Origin of the sequence: Planococcus lenghuensis, from assembly GCF_001999905.1 — a bacterium.
Taxonomy (GTDB): domain Bacteria; phylum Bacillota; class Bacilli; order Bacillales_A; family Planococcaceae; genus Indiicoccus; species Indiicoccus lenghuensis.
Genome location: NZ_CP019640.1, coordinates 1550715 through 1569215 on the forward strand (window position 1 = coordinate 1550715; position 18501 = coordinate 1569215).

The 18501-nt window shown below is 52.3% G+C and carries 17 protein-coding genes; 16 read left to right on the forward strand and 1 reads right to left on the reverse strand.

The window, feature by feature from the left end; genetic code table 11:
- Positions 1-12 precede the first annotated feature (12 nt).
- The 9 genes from xseA to B0X71_RS07945 all read left to right on the forward strand — a co-directional run bounded on the left by xseA (position 13) and on the right by B0X71_RS07945 (position 9034).
- Positions 13-1383, forward strand: coding sequence for an exodeoxyribonuclease VII large subunit (gene xseA, locus B0X71_RS07900; RefSeq protein WP_077588906.1), 1371 nt, complete (start codon positions 13-15; stop codon positions 1381-1383).
- Positions 1370-1606 (forward strand): exodeoxyribonuclease VII small subunit, encoded by a 237-nt coding sequence (gene xseB, locus B0X71_RS07905; protein WP_077588907.1) that lies wholly within the window; start codon positions 1370-1372, stop codon positions 1604-1606. The genes xseA and xseB overlap by 14 nt, the downstream gene beginning before the upstream one ends.
- Entirely contained in the window at positions 1603-2481 is an 879-nt protein-coding gene (locus B0X71_RS07910) for a polyprenyl synthetase family protein (RefSeq protein WP_077588908.1), read from the forward strand. The genes xseB and B0X71_RS07910 overlap by 4 nt, the downstream gene beginning before the upstream one ends.
- Positions 2482-2574: 93 nt before the next feature.
- A complete protein-coding gene (gene dxs / locus B0X71_RS07915) occupies positions 2575-4479 on the forward strand; it encodes a 1-deoxy-D-xylulose-5-phosphate synthase (protein ID WP_077588909.1) in 1905 nt (634 codons plus the stop codon).
- Positions 4479-5297 carry a TlyA family RNA methyltransferase gene (locus B0X71_RS07920; protein ID WP_077590941.1) on the forward strand — a complete coding sequence of 273 codons (819 nt, stop codon included), beginning with the start codon at positions 4479-4481 and terminating at the stop codon, positions 5295-5297. The genes dxs and B0X71_RS07920 overlap by 1 nt, the downstream gene beginning before the upstream one ends.
- A 238-nt stretch (positions 5298-5535) precedes the next feature.
- Positions 5536-5985: a transcriptional regulator AhrC/ArgR gene (gene ahrC / locus B0X71_RS07930; RefSeq protein ID WP_077588911.1), complete on the forward strand. Its 450-nt coding sequence runs from the start codon at positions 5536-5538 to the stop codon at positions 5983-5985.
- A 20-nt stretch (positions 5986-6005) separates the two neighbouring features.
- On the forward strand, positions 6006-7721 hold the full coding sequence (gene recN / locus B0X71_RS07935) for a DNA repair protein RecN (RefSeq protein WP_077588912.1): 1716 nt from the start codon (positions 6006-6008) through the stop codon (positions 7719-7721).
- 16 nt (positions 7722-7737) lie between these two features.
- Entirely contained in the window at positions 7738-8496 is a 759-nt protein-coding gene (gene spo0A, locus B0X71_RS07940) for a sporulation transcription factor Spo0A (RefSeq protein ID WP_077588913.1), read from the forward strand.
- Between the two features lie 166 nt (positions 8497-8662).
- Positions 8663-9034 (forward strand): DUF2500 domain-containing protein, encoded by a 372-nt coding sequence (locus tag B0X71_RS07945; protein WP_077588914.1) that lies wholly within the window; start codon positions 8663-8665, stop codon positions 9032-9034.
- Positions 9035-9113: 79 nt separating this feature from the next.
- Here the strand turns inward: B0X71_RS07945 and B0X71_RS07950 are convergent, their stop codons facing one another.
- Positions 9114-9347 carry a DUF2627 domain-containing protein gene (locus tag B0X71_RS07950; protein ID WP_077588915.1) on the reverse strand — a complete coding sequence of 78 codons (234 nt, stop codon included), beginning with the start codon at positions 9345-9347 and terminating at the stop codon, positions 9114-9116.
- Positions 9348-9469: 122 nt separating this feature from the next.
- Between B0X71_RS07950 and B0X71_RS07955 the strand changes: the two genes are divergently transcribed.
- The 7 genes from B0X71_RS07955 to B0X71_RS07985 all read left to right on the forward strand — a co-directional run bounded on the left by B0X71_RS07955 (position 9470) and on the right by B0X71_RS07985 (position 18494).
- Positions 9470-11518 (forward strand): sigma 54-interacting transcriptional regulator, encoded by a 2049-nt coding sequence (locus B0X71_RS07955; RefSeq protein ID WP_077588916.1) that lies wholly within the window; start codon positions 9470-9472, stop codon positions 11516-11518.
- A 135-nt stretch (positions 11519-11653) separates the two neighbouring features.
- Entirely contained in the window at positions 11654-12556 is a 903-nt protein-coding gene (yqiS, locus tag B0X71_RS07960; RefSeq protein ID WP_408634139.1) for a phosphate butyryltransferase, read from the forward strand.
- Positions 12557-12583: 27 nt separating this feature from the next.
- Positions 12584-13678, forward strand: coding sequence for a branched-chain amino acid dehydrogenase (gene bcd / locus B0X71_RS07965; RefSeq protein ID WP_077588918.1), 1095 nt, complete (start codon positions 12584-12586; stop codon positions 13676-13678).
- 23 nt (positions 13679-13701) lie between these two features.
- Positions 13702-14784, forward strand: a complete 1083-nt coding sequence (gene buk, locus B0X71_RS07970; protein WP_077588919.1) for a butyrate kinase — start codon at positions 13702-13704, stop codon at positions 14782-14784.
- Between the two features lie 28 nt (positions 14785-14812).
- Positions 14813-16240, forward strand: a complete 1428-nt coding sequence (gene lpdA, locus B0X71_RS07975) for a dihydrolipoyl dehydrogenase (RefSeq protein ID WP_077588920.1) — start codon at positions 14813-14815, stop codon at positions 16238-16240.
- Between the two features lie 266 nt (positions 16241-16506).
- Positions 16507-17511, forward strand: a complete 1005-nt coding sequence (locus tag B0X71_RS07980) for a thiamine pyrophosphate-dependent dehydrogenase E1 component subunit alpha (RefSeq protein ID WP_077588921.1) — start codon at positions 16507-16509, stop codon at positions 17509-17511.
- A complete protein-coding gene (locus B0X71_RS07985; RefSeq protein WP_077588922.1) occupies positions 17511-18494 on the forward strand; it encodes an alpha-ketoacid dehydrogenase subunit beta in 984 nt (327 codons plus the stop codon). Before B0X71_RS07980 ends, B0X71_RS07985 begins: the two co-directional genes overlap by 1 nt.
- Positions 18495-18501 lie beyond the last annotated feature (7 nt).

The following is an 18501-nucleotide window of genomic DNA, read 5'->3' on the forward strand; positions in this document are numbered from 1 at the left end:
GGAGATGACAATGTGAGCGCTGATTCTTATTTATCTGTCAGGGCGCTGACAAAATACATAAAGCGCAAATTCGATGCAGATCCTTACCTTCGGGATGTTCATATAAAAGGTGAACTGTCGAATGTTAAAATCCATACGAGCGGCCATATTTATTTTACGCTGAAAGACAATGCGGCGCGGCTGTCCGGCATCATGTTCGCGGCTCAGGCGAATAAAGTGAAGTTCCGGCCTGAAAGCGGAATGACGGTACTGATCCGCGGCGATGTTACGGTGTATGAAACGAGCGGCCAATACCAATTGTACGCCCAGATTATGCAGGCTGACGGCATCGGGGATTATTACCTGGCATTCGAACAGCTGAAAGAAAAGCTGGCGAAAGAAGGACTGTTCGAAGCGGGACGAAAGAGGCGGCTGCCGCGCTTCCCGAAAGAAATCGCGGTCATTACAGCGCCGACCGGAGCGGCCGTTCGGGATATTGTTACAACGCTGAACCGGCGCTATCCGCTTGCGAAGGTCATCATTTATCCGACACTCGTTCAGGGCGGCCAAGCGGCGGCGTCAATTGTCGGATCCATTCAGGCGGCGAACCGTAACGGCCATGACGTGATCATCGCCGGGCGCGGCGGGGGATCGATTGAAGATCTGTGGGCGTTCAATGAAGAAGCGGTGGCCCGTGCCATCGTGGACTCCCGCATACCTGTCATCTCGGCAGTCGGCCATGAAACGGATACAACGATCGCTGATTTTGCAGCTGATCTGCGGGCACCGACGCCGACTGCCGCTGCAGAACTTGCCGTTCCGAGCCGCCAGGAGCTGCTTGAACGGCTCCTGGGCGCGAAGAGCTGGTTGTATAAGCAATCGGCTGCCCGACTTGAGCAGGAGCACAAAGCGCTCGACCGGCTCCGATCTTCTTTTCCGCTCGCGCATCCCGACCGGCTGTACCGGCCGTTCATCGAGCGGGCAGACCGGGCAGAAGATGCATTGAGACGCGCGATGCAGCAGCACTTGGGCGAACAGCAGGACGGATATGCCAATTTACGTTATAAGCTGGGGCGCCTGTCACCCGGCGTGAAAGTGACCGGCCTGCAGCAGGAACTTGGCTATTTGGAGAAGCGGCTCAGCCGCCAGATGGCGGTGCTGCACCGAGAACGGAAAGCTCAGCTGTCCGGAGCGATCCGGACGCTCGACGCCCTCAGTCCGCTTAAAATCATGGACCGGGGCTATTCCATCACTTATTTGGACAATGAATTGATCAAAAGTGCCGATCAGGCGAAACCAGGAGACGAGCTGGAGATCCGGCTGCATGATGGTTCCCTGAAAGCGGAAGTGAAAGAAAAAACAGTAAAAGACGATAAAGGAGCGAACCAGCATGGCAGAAAATGAGTTATTATTCAATGAAGCAATGGAACAGCTTGAGGATATCGTTCGCCGGTTGGAAATGGGGGATGTGCCGCTTGAGGAGTCACTGAAGCTTTATCAGAAGGGCATGGAATTGTCCAAGGTATGCCATGATAAATTGCAGCATGCCGAAAAACAGCTGGTCACGATGATGGATGACGGGAAAGAAGTGCCGTTTTCAGCAGACGGGGACGGGCGGGAAGCATGAAGCTGACCGAATTCAGACAGCAGAAGGAAATTGCGGTTCAAGAGGAATTGGGCCGTCAGATTCAGGCTCTTGCGATTCCCGCCGTGCTGAAAGAGTCGATGAATTATTCGCTGCAGGCCGGCGGAAAGCGCATCCGGCCGATTCTGCTGCTGGCCGTTCTGGAAGAAAAAGGCGTGCAGCATCCGGATGCGCTGAAAGTCGCTTGCGCAATCGAGATGATCCACACGTATTCACTCATCCATGATGACTTGCCAAGCATGGATAATGATGATCTGCGGCGCGGACAGCCGACGAATCATAAAGTTTACGGGGAAGCGGCGGCGATCCTTGCAGGCGACGCATTGTTGACCTATAGTTTCGGGCTGATTGCCCGCCTTGAAACCGTGCCGGCAGAAGACCGCCTCCGGCTGATCGACCTGCTCAGCACAGCGGCCGGTGCAGAAGGAATGGTCGGCGGACAGGTGCTGGATATGGAAGGGGAGGAACGAAAACTTTCGCTTGAGGAGCTCGAACAGGTGCATCAGATGAAAACAGGCGCGCTGCTGACCTACAGCATTGTGGCCGGGGCTGTGCTCGCCGGCTGTCCGCCGGGGGAAATTCCGGTGTATGCAGCGTTTGGCCGGCATCTCGGACTCGCCTTCCAGATCCAGGATGACATTCTGGATGTCACGGGTTCTTCCGCAGAACTCGGCAAGACGGCCGGGAAGGATGCTGCGAGCGATAAAAGCACATATCCGGGTCTGCTGACACTGCCCAAAGCGCAGGAGAAGCTCGTCCACCATGCGGAAGCGGCAAAAACAGCGCTTCAGAAACTGCCGGGAGACCATCTGCTGCTGGAGCAGTTGACGGATCTTATCGTGCACCGCACCAGCTGAAGCGGGACTTCCAGTTTGTACAATCGAAATTCGCTGTTATAATAAAGTTAATATAAAACTTGGCAAATTTTTAATTAAAGGTGTGTGACAGCGATGGATCTTCTATCGATAACTAGCCCGGCTTTTGTCAAAAAGCTGGATCATAAACAGCTGGAACAGCTCAGCGCCGATGTTCGGCGCTTTCTGATTGAAAACCTCTCCAAAACCGGCGGCCATATCGGTCCGAATCTTGGCGTGGTGGAACTTACCATCGCCCTGCATAGGGTGTTTAATTCTCCTCAGGATAAAATCATCTGGGATGTCGGCCATCAGGCATATGTGCATAAAATACTGACGGGCCGTGCCGGGCAGTTTGAAACGCTGCGTCAGTTCAAAGGACTATGCGGATTTCCGAAGCGCAATGAGAGCAGCCATGATGTCTGGGAAACCGGCCATAGTTCCACGTCGCTGTCGGCGGCAATGGGGATGGCGGCGGCGCGCGACATCAAAAACGAAAGCAATCACGTGATTCCGGTCATTGGAGACGGCGCGCTGACCGGCGGTATGGCGCTTGAAGCGCTGAATCATATCGGTCATGAACAGACGAACATGACCGTCATTTTGAATGACAATGAAATGTCGATCGCGCCGAATGTCGGCGCGCTTCACAACGTACTCGGCCGCCTTCGCACAGCCGGCAAGTACAATAAAGCCAAAGATGAACTGGAAGATTTGCTGAAAAAAGTACCGGCTGTCGGCGGAAAGCTGGCACAGACAGCTGAACGGGTAAAAGACAGCCTGAAGTATTTGCTTGTTTCCGGCGTGTTTTTTGAAGAGCTCGGGTTTACGTATCTCGGACCGATCGACGGCCATGATTTCGAAGACCTTGAAGCGAACCTGGAATATGCCAAAAAAGTGGAAGGACCTGTCCTTCTGCATGTCATTACGAAAAAAGGCAAGGGCTATCAGCCGGCTGAAAACGACAAAATCGGCACATGGCACGGAACCGGGCCCTATAAAACAGATACCGGCGACTTTGAAAAATCAGCGGCTAAAGCACCATCGTGGAGCGGGCTTATTGCAGAAACTGTGCGGAAACTTGCCCGCACTGACGGGCGAATCGTGGCAATCACACCGGCAATGCCGGTCGGTTCCAAGCTTGAAGGGTTTGCTTCCGAATTCCCGAATCGCATGTTTGACGTCGGGATTGCCGAACAGCATGCCACAACAATGGCGGCAGGACTCGCTACCCAGGAAATGAAACCGTTCCTGGCGATCTATTCGACCTTCCTTCAGCGGGCTTACGACCAGATGCTGCATGATGTCAGCCGGCAGAATCTGAACGTCTTCATCGGCATTGACCGGGCTGGATTGGTCGGAGCAGACGGAGAAACCCATCAGGGCGTGTTTGATATTGCGTTTCTGCGCCCGCTGCCGAATATGGTGATCATGATGCCGAAAGATGAGAACGAAGGGCAGCACATGGTTAAAACAGCGATTGATTACAATGACGGCCCGATCGCTCTCCGGTATCCGAGAGGAAACGGAGTGGGTGTGCCGATGGATACGGAATTGAAAGCTTTGCCGATCGGTTCATGGGAAGTGCTTGAAAAAGGGACGGACGCTGTGATCCTGACGTTCGGCACAACGATTCCTTTGGCGCAAGAAGCGGCTGAACAGCTTCGGCGGGACGGCATTTCAGCGGAAGTCGTCAATGCCCGGTTCATCAAACCGATGGATACAGCGATGCTTCATAATATCATGAAGCGTGGAGTGCCGGTGCTGACGATTGAAGAAGCGGTGCTTGAGGGCGGTTTCGGAAGCGGCGTTCTGGAATTCGCCAGCGACAACGGTTACGACAGCGCAGTCATCGATCGGCTCGGAATTCCGGATCAATTTATTGAACATGGCAGCGTGAAAGAATTATTGGCTGAAATCGGGCTGACGAGCACAGAAGCGGCGGATCGCATCCGCAGCCATGTCTCTCCGAAGCGGAAATCAGGATTTAAAGCGCTATGATGAAAGTGAAAAAAGAACGGGTGGACGTCCTGCTTGTGGAACGGGGCTTGTGTGAAACCCGAGAAGCGGCAAAACGCGCCATCATGGCAGGCATTGTCTACACGGAGACAGAGCGTCTGGAGAAGCCGGGAGTGAAAATCCCGGCTGATTCGCCGCTCACCGTAAAAGGCAATGCCTCTAAATATGTGAGCCGGGGCGGACTGAAACTCGAAAAAGCGCTCGACGTTTTTGATGTGGAAGTGCAGGGGAAGCTGTTATTGGATATCGGTGCATCGACCGGCGGCTTTACAGACTGTGCACTGCAGAACGGAGCGCGGCACAGCTATGCACTGGATGTCGGCTATAACCAGCTCGCCTGGAAAATGCGGCAGGATCCGCGCGTGACCGTCATGGAACGCTTTAATTTCCGTCACGCCAAGCCGGAAGATTTCACAGAAGGACTGCCGGAAGTGGCCACGATCGATGTCTCGTTCATTTCGCTTCGACTGATTCTGCCGGTACTTCATACCGTGCTTGTTCCGGGCGGGGACGTCATCGCCCTGGTGAAACCGCAGTTCGAGGCGGGAAAGGACCGGGTCGGAAAAAAAGGCATCGTCCGGGATCCGAAAGTGCATGAAGAAGTGCTCGCCGTAATCGCCTCCTTCGCAGAAGAAACGGGATTCGGGTTAATGGATGCCGCCTATTCACCGATCACCGGAGGAGAAGGCAATATTGAGTTTCTTTTTCATTTAAAATCAGGAACCCGTTCCGGACAAGCTGAAGACCGCTCGCCTGAATCATTCAGGCGCCTGGTGACCGAAGCCCATAACGCCTTGTAGGGACTTGCGCTTCGCTCCAGCCGGACCGGCCATTCCTGAATGAAAGAACCTATGCTTATTCTGCAGATCGACTGCCGGAATAAGCACGGGTTTTTCTTTTTGCCGACTGGCAGGATCGGTTGGCGGAAGCTGCTGTACAGCAACCCGGTTCAAACGAAATATGTTTTCTTGTATTTCCACATAGGACACGTTAAGATGAATAAAGGACTGTATAATTATTCATTTTCGGAGGAATTACATGAACAAGGGACAGCGTCATATTAAAATACGGGATATCATCTCGAATATGGAAATTGAGACACAGGACGATCTTGTCCACCAGTTGAAATCGTCCGGATACGATGTCACACAGGCAACAGTATCCCGGGACATCAAAGAAATGCATTTAGTGAAAGTGCCGCTTCAGGACGGACGCTATAAATACAGCCTGCCGGCGGATCAGCGGTTCAATCCCGAGCAGAAACTGCACCGGGCAATGACGGATGCGTTCGTCAGTATCAATGGCGCAAATCATTTTCTGGTGATGAAGACATTGCCGGGTAACGCGCATGCCATCGGCTCATTGATCGATCTGCTCGGCTGGGAAGAAATTCTCGGCACGATCTGCGGCGATGATACGTGCCTGATTATTTGCCGGACACAGGATGAACGGGAACCTTTGAAACAGCGGCTTATTGAAATGCTTTAAGCGGGAAAGGTGAGGAATTCATGCTCAGGGAATTGGATATACGGAATTTCGCAATTATCCAGGAGCTGTCTGTCGGATTCACAGACGGGCTGACCGTGCTGACAGGTGAAACAGGAGCCGGTAAATCGATCATCATCGATGCGGTCCAGCTGCTGGCCGGCGGACGCGGCAGCCAGGAATTCATCCGCCACGGTGCGAAAAAGGCGGAAATTGAAGGATTGTTCTCACTCGAGACGGACAGCCATCCGGTATTCAGTAAACTGGAGGAGTTCGGCATTCCGCATGAGGACGGCGATATCCTGCTCCGCCGGGAAATCAATGACAAAGGGAAAACGGTCTGCCGGGTGAACGGCAAGCTCGTCACCATCGCGATTTTGCGGGAAGTGGGGGCGGCCCTCATTGATATCCATGGCCAGCATGAAACGCAGGAACTCATGGATGAAAAAAAGCACATCCGGCTGCTTGACCAATTCGCCGGTTCACGGCTGGACCAGGCGAAGGAAAGCTATACGAAGACGTACGATAATTACATGAAACTGAAGCGGGAGTTTTCTTCCTATAATGAGAACGAACAGCAGATCGCCCAGCGTATCGATTTGCTGACATTCCAGCTGGATGAGATAAATGCGGCCGGCCTTCAGCCGGGCGAAGAAGAAACGCTGCTTGCTGACCGCAAGCGGCTGCAGAACTTCACGAGAATCTATGAAGGCCTGTCGCAAGCCTATGAAGCGATCCAAGGGGAATCCAAAGGGCTGGACTGGATCGGCAACGCCATGTCGGAACTTGAACATGCGGCAGCGGTCGATGACGAGTTCCAGGAGACCGCCGAATCGCTCTCCGGTGCCTTTTATCAGATTCAGGACACAGCAACCGTCGTCAAACGCTCACTGGATTCCATGGAATTCGATCCCGAGCGGCTGAATGAAATCGAAGACCGGCTATCAGCGATCCAGTCACTCAAGCGGAAATACGGGGCTTCAATTAAAGAGATCTTGCAATATGCGGACAAACAGGCCGATGAACTTGACCGGCTTGTCAATCGGGATAAACGGATTCAGCTGGATCAGGAACGGCTGAGCCAATTGGCGGCGGATCTGACCGTTGAGGCGGAAGAACTGACCGTGCTCCGGAAAAAGACAGCGAAAGAGCTGGAGAGCGCCATCATGGAGCAATTGACGGCTCTTCATATGGGAAAAGCGGCATTTCAAGTGCAATTTGATGAGCTGCCGGAAGGCAAATTCGACCGGAATGGACGGGACGCCATCTCGTTCCGGATTTCAACAAACGTCGGAGAGCCGTTGAAGGCGCTGACGAAAGTGGCATCCGGCGGCGAACTATCCCGGATGATGCTTGCCTTGAAAACCATTTTCTCCCGGCACCAAGGCATCACCTCCATCATTTTTGATGAAGTCGATACGGGCGTGAGCGGCCGGGTGGCTCAGGCGATTGCCGAGAAGATTGCAGCCATCTCCATGCATTCCCAAGTATTGTGTATTTCTCATTTACCGCAAGTGGCCGCTATGGCAGATCAGCATTTATTCATCGAGAAAAAAGTGGAACAGGAGCGGACTGTGACTTCTGTGGAAGAATTGGACGGTGCGGAACGGACAAAAGAAATGAGCCGCATGCTGTCCGGGGCAGAAATTACCGAATTGACGCTGCAGCATGCCGAGGAGCTGCTGACACTGGCAGACGAGCGGAAGTCAGGCATGCGGGCGGCAGCCGGAACGATGTGAGACGTGGAGGAATAGCATGAGTAAAATACGGGTAGGAATAGCGGACGATAACCGCGAACTCGCGGCGCTGATCAAAGAGTATGTGGAAGGCCATCCGGAAATGGAAGTCAGTTTCATAGCGCATAATGGGAAAACGTGTATTAAGCACCTGGGGGAGCAGCAGGTCGATGTGCTGCTGCTTGATGTCATTATGCCTTATCTGGACGGCATCGCTGTACTGGATGCCATTCAGGGAGACGGCAGTTTATCCGATCTTCAGGTGATCATGCTGACAGCATTCGGCCAGGAAAGCGTCATGAGCCAGGCGGCGGAAAACGGAGCCGCTTATTTTATGCTGAAACCATTTGAGATGGATCGCCTGGGGGTGCAGATTAAGCACGCTGCAAAAGGGGCACGGACCGGCAGGGAAGCCGGACCGTCTCTGCTCGATAAACTGATAACAGACCGGGTGAAAGAAATCGGTGTGCCACCGCATATTAAAGGCTATGCCTACCTGAAGAAAGCGATAGAACTCGGGCTGGCGGACCCTGCTGTGCTCAATTCGGTTACAAAAGTGCTGTACCCGTCAGTTGCTGAATGCTTCGGAACAACTGCTCCGCGAGTCGAGCGGGCCATCCGCCACGCCATCGAAGTGACGTGGAACAGAGGGGATATGGACCAGCTGTCGAAACTGTTCGGCTATGATGCCATTCATTTGAAGAACAAACCGACCAATTCGGAATTTATCGCGATGGTCACGGATCAGATCAGTTCCGAAATGGGCAGCTATCGCTGATGTTCTCCTATGGGGTTAGACTGCCGGCTTTTCTGCCGGCAGTCTTTTTCTTTTTCTTTTAAAAAAAGTACGAAATTACTAAAGGTAAAATAAAAATCAACCCCAAACTAAGGTGTAAAGCAGCAAAACCAGCCGCTATAATGGAAATAACAGGAGGTGAAAGACGGTGTCAGACGGATTTAGTGGATTTCTTTTTCAAAGCGCCCCGATTTTCATTGCGGCAATCTTCATTATCGTAATAAGTGTTATTGCATTCATGGCGATGAAAGGGATTGTGACATGGTCGCGCAATAACGCACAGCCGGAGCAAGTGAAAGAAGCGAAGGTGGCGACGAAGAGGACGGATGTGCGAGGAGGCGGCGAAACGCAGGCTCGGAGTATATACTACGTCACATTCAAAACCGGCGAGGGGGATCGGCTTGAATTCAGAGTGAATGGCCGGGAGAGCGGACAGCTTATCGAAGGCGACCAAGGAGAACTGCGATTCCAAGGGACCCGTTACCGGGGATTTGCCCGAAAGAAATTAATACATAGTTAAGCCATGAAAAAGAGAGCCCCGTTCAAATCGATCGATTTGAACGGGGCTCTGTTGTGCTGTTGAATATGTGCGCATTATATTATTTCACAAATCGCTTTTGGACTTTTCCGCGTTTGCGGTCCCGGTGCAGCAAAAATCCTGCAAAAAACCAGAGGCTTACCGTCAGGAAAAGTGCACCCGTGATGAACTGCAGCCACAATGCCGGAAATGGAGCAAGCAGATCGGCGAATAAGGTATCTCGCATGAATTTGATCCCTGCCGCTGCCATGATGCCCGGAATAAGCAGGACAAGAAATGCTAAGAATCTGGCCATGATTCTCCTCCTTCTATCCATATTGTTCCCCCTTAGTCCATAGTTGTCAAGAGAAGTTGACTGCGCTATGCTGAAACTGACTTGCATGTTATTGCACGCTTAACAGAAGGGTATGAACAAATTTGCAAAATGTATTGATTGTTGGCGGAGGCAGTGGCGGTTCTGCGATTTTAAACTTGCTTTTGGAATCAGAGTATTTGACGGTGGTCGGCGTAGTGGATAAGGATTTAAAAGCTCCGGCGCCTCAAACTGCCCGGGAAAATGGAATTCCGGTATTCACCGATTTCACAGAAGCGACCGGTGACCGAGTGGATATTGTCTTTAATGTGACAGGTAACGGGCGGATGCAGCAGGAGCTCGTGAATTATTTTCCGGCAGAATCGGTCGTGATTCCTGGAAGCATTGCCACCGTGCTGTTCAAATTGCTGACAGAAAAAGAGCATTTCATCACGAGGCTAAGTGAAGAAGCCCATAAAACGAACACGATTTTTAATTCCATTGAAGAGGGCATGATTGGCATTGATAAAAAGCGCAAGGTTACGTTCATCAATAAAAGCGCTGCCAGAATGACAGGCGTATCCGTTGAAGAAGCGCTCGGCAAGCCGATTTATGAGGTCATTCCGGAAAGCAGCCTGCCCCGGATCATGGAATCCGGCCGGACGGAAATCAACAAAAAGCTGCAGCTTGGAACGGGCATCAGCATTGTGTCATCCCGCTTTCCGATGATCGATGAACAAGGAGAAGTGTTTGGTGCGGTTTCCGTATTCAAAGACATCACGGAAGTGGTGACGCTTGCTGAAGAAATCACGAACATGAAAGAGATTCAGACAATGCTTGAAGCGATCATTCAGTCGAGTGATGATGCCATTTCTGTAGTGGATGAAAATGGCAACGGACTGCTGATCAATCCTGCGTATACCCGCATTACAGGTTTGGAGACAGAAGCTGTGATCGGCCAGCCGGCGACTGCAGACATCACGGAAGGTGAAAGCATGCACATGAAAGCTCTCCAGCAGCGCAAGCCGATTCGCGGCGTTAATATGAAAGTGGGACCGGCCAAACGGGATGTGATCGTCAATGTAGCACCTATCATAGTGGGTGGAAAGCTGAAAGGAAGCGTCGGTGTCATCCATGATATGACAGAAATCCGGACGCTGATGAAAGAGCTTGACCGGGCCCGGAGTATCATCCGGACATTGGAGACAAAGTATACATTCAACGACATCATTGGTCAGTCTGCCGAATTGCAGCTGTCGCTCCAACAGGCGAAACTGGCCGCGGAAACCCAGGCGATCGTGCTGCTCCGCGGAGAGTCAGGCACCGGGAAGGAATTATTTGCTCATGCGATCCATTCAGCGAGCGGCCGTAAATTCAATAAGTTCATCCGGGTTAATTGCGCCGCGCTTACAGAAGAACTGCTTGAAACCGAGTTGTTCGGTTTTGAAGAAGGGGCGTTCGACCATAGCCGGAGCAGCCGGAAAGGGATGTTTGAAGAAGCGGACAACGGCAGTATCTTTCTTGATGAAATCGGGGAGTTATCACTTGCGGCCCAAGCAAAATTACTGCGCGTTCTGGAAGAACATGAAGTGTTGCGGATCGGGGGCACAAAACCAATACCGATCAATGTCCGCGTGATTGCTGCAACGAACATAAATATGGAACAGGCCCTGCTGAAAGGGACTTTTCGGGAAGACTTGTATTACCGGCTCAACCGCATGCCGATCCATCTGCCGCCGCTCAAAAAGCGGAAGCAGGACATTCCCCTCATCGCTGACCGGCTGCTCTTGAAACTCAATCAGGAGTACGGCCGCAATATCCAGGCGCTGTCCGACCGGGCAGTCCAGCTCCTGAAGATTTATGACTGGCCCGGAAATGTCCGGGAACTTGAGAATGTGCTCAGTCGGGCAATGATTTTCATGCCGGCGCAGGAAAGCATCATGACTGACCGGCACATCCCGCTTAACATGATTAAAGGTGATGAAAAGCAGCAGGGGGCAGCGCTTCAATTGCAAACTGCCGTACCGCTGCAGGAGCAGATGGATACGGTGGAACGGCGAATCCTCGAGCATACGATGGAGGAATGTGAAGGCAATAAAACCCAAGCAGCACGCCAGCTCGATATCTCGCTCCGGTCACTCTATTACAAACTTGAAAAACACGGTCTCGCATGACTTTGCAAAGAATTGCAAGGTTTTGCAAGTATTTGCACTGCTCTTGCGTTGAAACCTATGAAAACCTTTACATTAAGACTGTATTTAATTGCAGGATATTGATTAAATTAGAGGTGGTAAAGGGGTGACAGCATGCTGAAATTGGATGATCTTATCAATCCTGAAATGCCGCAGGCAACCCGCACAGTCTCTATAGCAGCTGCAGCAGACAGTGCAGTGCTTGAGACGGTTAGCTTAGCGGTCGGACAGGGACTGTGCACATTTCTGCTGATTGATGACAGGCAGGAATTGGCGAGTCTGATGGCGGATGATTTCCCGCATCTGGTAAATCATGCTGATGTGCGTACTTCTCATGCGAGGGATTTTACGGACGCGGCAGCACAGGCAGTGAAGGCAGTCCGGGAAAATGATGCTGCGGTGCTCATGAAAGGCCGGATTCCGACAGCCCTGCTGATGAAAGCGGTATTGCATGCAGAGAAGGGGCTGCGGATCGGCCGGACGCTTTCACACGTGGCAGCTTTTGAAGTGGCCGGATACGACCGGCTGATTTTCATCACGGATGCAGGGATGAATCCTGAGCCGGATTTGAACAGCAAAGCGGCCATCATACAAAATGCAGTGGAGATTGCACAAAAGCTGGGGATTGAAAAGCCGGTTGTTGCACCGCTTGCTGCCGTGGAGATCGTGAATCCGAAAATGCAGGCAACACTGGATGCCGCGGCTCTTGTTGCCATGAATGTCCGGGGACAGATCACCGGCTGCATCGTGGATGGCCCGCTCGCGCTGGATAATGCGGTTTCAGTTGAAGCGGCCCGCCATAAGGGGCTGACCGGCGAAACAGCCGGACGGGCAGATATCCTTCTCGTCCCGAATATCGAATCAGGAAACATCCTGTATAAATCGCTTGTCTATTTCGCCAAGGCGAAAGTAGGTGCGGTCATCACAGGCGCAAAGGCGCCGATCGTCCTGACATCACGCTCCGACAGCGCACAAAGCAAATTATATTCATTGGGTCTTGCACTGCACGCATCCGATTAATCACTGATAATCAGGGAGGAAATGAAAATGGAAATCTTCAAAAGAATGGAAAGCCAAGACTATGAACAACTGGTGTTTTGCCAGGATAAAACATCCGGCCTGAAAGCGATCATCTGCATCCATGACACAACACTCGGTCCGGCGCTTGGCGGAACCCGGATGTGGAATTATGAATCAGAAGAAGAAGCGATTGAAGATGCCATCCGTCTTGGCCGGGGAATGACATACAAAAATGCGGCAGCCGGTCTGAATCTCGGCGGGGGGAAAACCGTAATCATCGGCGATCCGCTGAAAGATAAGAATGAAGAAATGTTCCGGGCATTCGGCCGGTTCATTCAAGGACTGAACGGCCGTTATATAACAGCGGAGGATGTCGGCACTACAGTTGCAGATATGGACCTGATCCATGAGGAAACCGATTTCGTGACAGGCATCTCACCTGCATTCGGTTCTTCGGGTAATCCGTCTCCAGTCACTGCGTATGGCTGCTACCTCGGTATGAAAGCGGCAGCGAAGGAAGCTTTCGGCGACGATTCACTGGAAGGTAAAACAATTGCTGTCCAGGGAGTCGGCAATGTGGCTTTCACATTATGCCGCTATCTTCATGAAGAAGGCGCGAAGCTGATCGTGACCGATATCAACCAGCAGGCTGTGCAGCGGGCAGTGGATGAGTTCGGTGCAACAGCAGTCGGCATCAATGAGATATATTCCCAGGAAGCGGATATTTTTGCACCATGTGCCCTCGGGGCGATCATCAATGACGAAACAATCCCGCAGCTGAAAGTGAAAGTCGTGGCCGGATCCGCAAACAACCAGTTGAAGGAAGAGCGCCACGGGGATATGCTCGAAGAGCGCGGCATCGTTTATGCGCCGGATTTTGTTATCAACGCGGGCGGTGTGATCAACGTTGCGGATGAATTAAATGGCTATAACCAGGAACGGGCCATGAAGCGGGTGGAAACGATTTATGACAGCATTTCACGGATTTTCGAAATTGCAAAGCGGGATGGAATTCCAAGCTATCAGGCTGCAGACCGCATGGCGGAAGAACGGATCGATCGCGTCTGCAGATCGAGAAGCCAATTCCTCCGCAACGAACATAATATCTTGAGCCGCCGCTAAAGACGGTTAAGGAGGAGAGCGGAATGCGGGATACTCTCTGCAGGATTCTTGTCATCAATCCAGGGTCCACGTCGACAAAAATCGGTGTTTACGATAATGAAGCGATGATCATGGAGAAGACCATTCGCCATGCACCGGAAGAAATCAGTCATTTCTCATCCATCATTGAGCAGTATGATTACCGGAAACAGACGGTTCTTGAAGCGCTGGATGAAGAAGGCATCAACCTGTCGAAGCTGTCAGCAGTCTGCGGCCGCGGAGGTCTTCTCCGGCCGATCGAAGGCGGTACGTATGCGGTGAATGAAGCGATGCTTCAGGATCTCCGGATCGGCTATTCCGGCCAGCACGCGTCGAATCTCGGCGGCATCATTGCCTATGAGATCGCTGAAGCGCTAAATATTCCTTCTTATATTGTAGATCCGGTTGTCGTGGATGAACTGGATGATATCGCCCGGGTTTCCGGGTTCCCGATGATTGAGCGGAAATCCATCTTTCATGCACTGAACCAAAAAGCGGTCGCCCGCCGCTTTGCGGCTTCTGCCGGCAGACGCTACAGCGATCTCCGGCTTATTGTGGCGCATATGGGCGGCGGAATCACAGTCGGCGTGCATAAGCATGGCCGCGTTACCGATGTCAATAACGGATTACACGGCGATGGTCCGTTCAGTCCGGAACGGGCCGGGACAATACCGGCCGGTGATCTGGTTGAACTCTGTTTCTCCGGCCAGTACTACCGGCAGGAGATCATGCGGATGGTCGTCGGTAAAGGCGGGCTGGCCGGCTATCTCGGCACGAGTGATGCCGTAGCGGTCGAAAATAGGATTGCACGGGGAGACGGCGAAGCGGGACTGATATATGAAGCGATGGCGTATCAAGTCGCAAAAGAGATCGGTTCCGCAAGCGCTGCGCTTGAAGGTGAAGTGGATGCAATTCTGCTGACAGGCGGGCTGGCATACGGCAAATTGTTCACAGAGGCGATCAGCAGAAAAATCAGCTGGATAGCGGACGTCATTGTCCTGCCCGGTGAAAATGAACTTCAGGCACTTGCTGAAGGTGCAGCCCGGGTACTGAACGGAGAAGAACAGGCAAAGACTTACCCGATGTGACAGCGGATACTTAAGGAGGATAAATGATATGGCACAGGATTATGATCTCGTCATACTCGGCGGTGGAACAGGCGGCTACGTGGCTGCCATCCGAGCAGCCCAGCTGGGTCTGAAGACGGCAGTCGTGGAGAAAGGCAATCTTGGCGGCACATGTCTCCACAAAGGCTGCATTCCAAGCAAAGCGCTGCTCCGAAGCGCAGAAGTTTTCAGGACTGCCAAGCATCACGCCGCGGATTTTGGTGTGAAAACCGGCGAAGTGACGCTCGAGTTCGGACGCGTGCAGGAGCGCAAACAGGACGTTGTTAATCAGCTGTACAAAGGCGTGCAGGCATTGATGAAAAAAGGGAAGATTGATGTGTATGAAGGATTCGGCCGCATTCTGGGGCCTTCCATCTTTTCTCCAATGCCCGGCACCGTTTCGGTTGAAATGACGAACGGGGAAGAAAATGAAATGCTCATTCCCAAAAATGTGATTATCGCAACAGGTTCCCGGCCCCGCACATTGCCGGGGCTCGATATTGATGGCGACCGCATCATGAGTTCCGATGAAGCGCTGTCGCTTGAAGAGCTTCCAAGCTCGATTCTAATCGTTGGAGGCGGTGTGATCGGCATTGAATGGGCATCGATGCTCCATGATTTCGGCGTCGATGTAACGGTTATTGAATATGCTGACCGCATCCTGCCGACGGAAGATGAAGACATTTCAAAAGAAATGCTGAAACTGCTGAAGAAAAAAGGCATCAAGTTCGCCACAGGGGCCAAAGTGATGGGCGATACACTTCAAAAAGATGAAGAAAGTGTTACCATCCAGGCAGAACTAGGCGGTAAGAGCCAGACATTCACGGCTGAGAAAATGCTTGTCTCCGTCGGCCGCCAGGCGAATGTTGAAAACATCGGACTTGAAAACACTGAAATTCAGACGGATAAAGGATTCATCCAAGTGAAAAGGACATTCCAGACAAAAGAGGCCCATATCTACGCGATTGGGGATGTGATCGGCGGTCTGCAATTGGCACATGTGGCTTCTCATGAAGGCATTGCAGCAGTGGAGCACATCCATACGGAAACTGCCCATTCGATTAATTATGATCACGTCTCCCGCTGTATTTATTCCAGTCCGGAAGCCGCGAGTGTCGGGATCACCGAAGCGCAGGCGAAAGAGCAGGGATATGATGTGAAAATCGGGAAGTTCCCGTTTACAGCAATCGGAAAAGCGCTTGTATACGGCGAATCAGACGGCTTCGTAAAAATCATTTCTGATAAAGCGACAAATGACCTGCTCGGTGTCCATATGATCGGTCCGCATGTGACGGATATGATTTCAGAAGCGGGCCTTGCAATGGTGCTTGATGCTACTCCTTGGGAAGTCGCAGAAACCATTCACCCGCACCCGTCCCTGTCCGAAGTGATCGGGGAAGCGGCACTTGCCGTTGACGACAAAGCAATCCATATGTAGACAGAAAAGCGAAGGCACCCCCTAGCCCTGACAGACGCTGGAGAATCTGCCGAAATGGCGTCTTTCGCCATCGAGACGGATGTGAAGCGACCCAGAAGGGCTGGGTGACAGAGTCTGGACAAAAGAAAAGCGAAGGCACCCCGCTAGCCCTGACAGGCGCTGGAGGATCTGCTGAAATGGCGTCTTTCGCCATCGAGGCGGATATGAAGCGATTTTTACTTAAAGAGACACAATGCCTTTAAGATTTTTATAAAGGAGGAAGAGCAATGGCGAATCGTCATGAAGAATTAGGTTTATCGAACGATGATGTGCTGAAAATGTATGAGACGATGCTGATGGCCCGCCGGGTGGATGAACGGATGTGGCTGCTGAATCGCGCAGGGAAAATCCCATTCGTTATTTCCTGTCAGGGACAGGAAGCGACACAGGTCGGAGCGGCATATGCGCTCGATAACACAAAAGATTATATTGCACCGTATTACCGCGATCTCGGCGTTGTCCTGCATTTCGGCATGACGCCGCAGGACTTGATGCTGTCGGCATTTGCGAAAGCGGAAGATCCCAACTCAGGCGGCCGGCAGATGCCCGGGCATTTCGGCCAGAAGAAAAACCGGATTCTGACCGGATCATCGCCTGTTACGACCCAGCTGCCGCATGCCGTCGGTGTTGCGCTCGCCGGGAAAATGACCGGGGAAGATTTCATCACGTTCACCACGCTTGGCGAAGGATCTTCCAATCAGGGGGATTTTCATGAAGGGCTGAACTTCGCGGGTGTCCATAAACTGCCGGTCGTCACGGTAGTCGAGAATAATAAATATGCAATTTCTGTACCGCTTGACCGGCAGGTGGCTGCCAAACAGGTTTCGGACCGCGCGGCCGGGTACGGCATGCCGGGTGAGACAGTGGACGGCAACGATCCGCTTGAAGTCTACCGTTCTGTAAAAGCTGCGGCGGACCGCGCGCGCCGCGGGGAAGGACCGAGCCTTATTGAAGCGGTATCTTCCCGGATGACTGCCCACTCGTCAGACGATGACCACCGGGCTTACCGGTCAGCGGATGAGCTGGAAGCACAAAAATCATCCGATCCGGTCCTGACATTTGCAGCGTACTTGACGGAAGCCGGTGTACTGGACGACGATCTGGCAAAAGAAATCAACGACCGGGTTATGAAAACAGTCAATGAAGCCACGGATTATGCAGAAAATGCACCGTATGCAGATCCGGAATCCGCGCTTGATTACGTATATGCTGAAGAAGGAGGGGACGAATAATGCCGGTAATGTCTTATATCAATGCGATTACGCTCGCAATGAAAGAAGAAATGGAGCGGGATGACCGGGTATTCGTTCTCGGTGAAGATGTCGGAAAAAAAGGCGGCGTTTTCAAAGCGACAGCAGGGCTGTATGACCAATTCGGTGAATACCGGGCACTCGATACGCCCCTTGCAGAATCGGCAATTGCCGGTGTCGGGATAGGCGCCGCCATGTATGGCATGCGGCCAATCGCTGAATTCCAATTTGCCGATTTCATTATGCCGGCGGTCAATCAGATCATCTCGGAAGCATCGCGCATCCGTTACCGCTCCAATAACGACTGGTCATGTCCGATCGTGTTCCGGGCTCCCTTCGGCGGCGGTGTGCACGGCGCGCTGTATCATTCCCAGTCGGTGGAAGCGGTTTTCGCAAACCAGCCGGGCCTTAAAATTGTCATCCCGTCAACGCCGTATGACGCAAAAGGACTCCTGAAAGCCGCGATCCGCGATCCGGATCCGGTCATGTTCTTTGAGCATAAACGGGCGTACCGGCTCATTAAAGGCGAAGTGCCGGAAGACGATTATACAATCGAAATCGGCAAAGCCGACGTGAAGCGGGAAGGCGAAGATATCACAGTCATTACATATGGTCTGGCTGTTCATTTCGCACTTCAGGCTGCAGAACGTCTCGCAGAGGATGGTATTTCCGTTCATGTGCTGGATCTGCGCACGATTTATCCGCTCGATAAAGCAGGCATCATTGAGGCAGCAAAGAAAACCGGGAAAGTTCTTCTTGTGACTGAGGACAACAAGGAAGGGAGCATCATCGGGGAAGTCGCGGCAATCATTGCCGAAAATTGCCTGTTTGACCTGGATGCGCCGATTCAGCGCCTTGCCGGTCCGGATGTGCCGGCGATGCCATACGCTCCGACGATGGAGAAATTCTTCATGATCAATCCGGATAAAGTCGAAAAAGCGATGCGTGATCTGGCGGAATTCTGATCAGCAT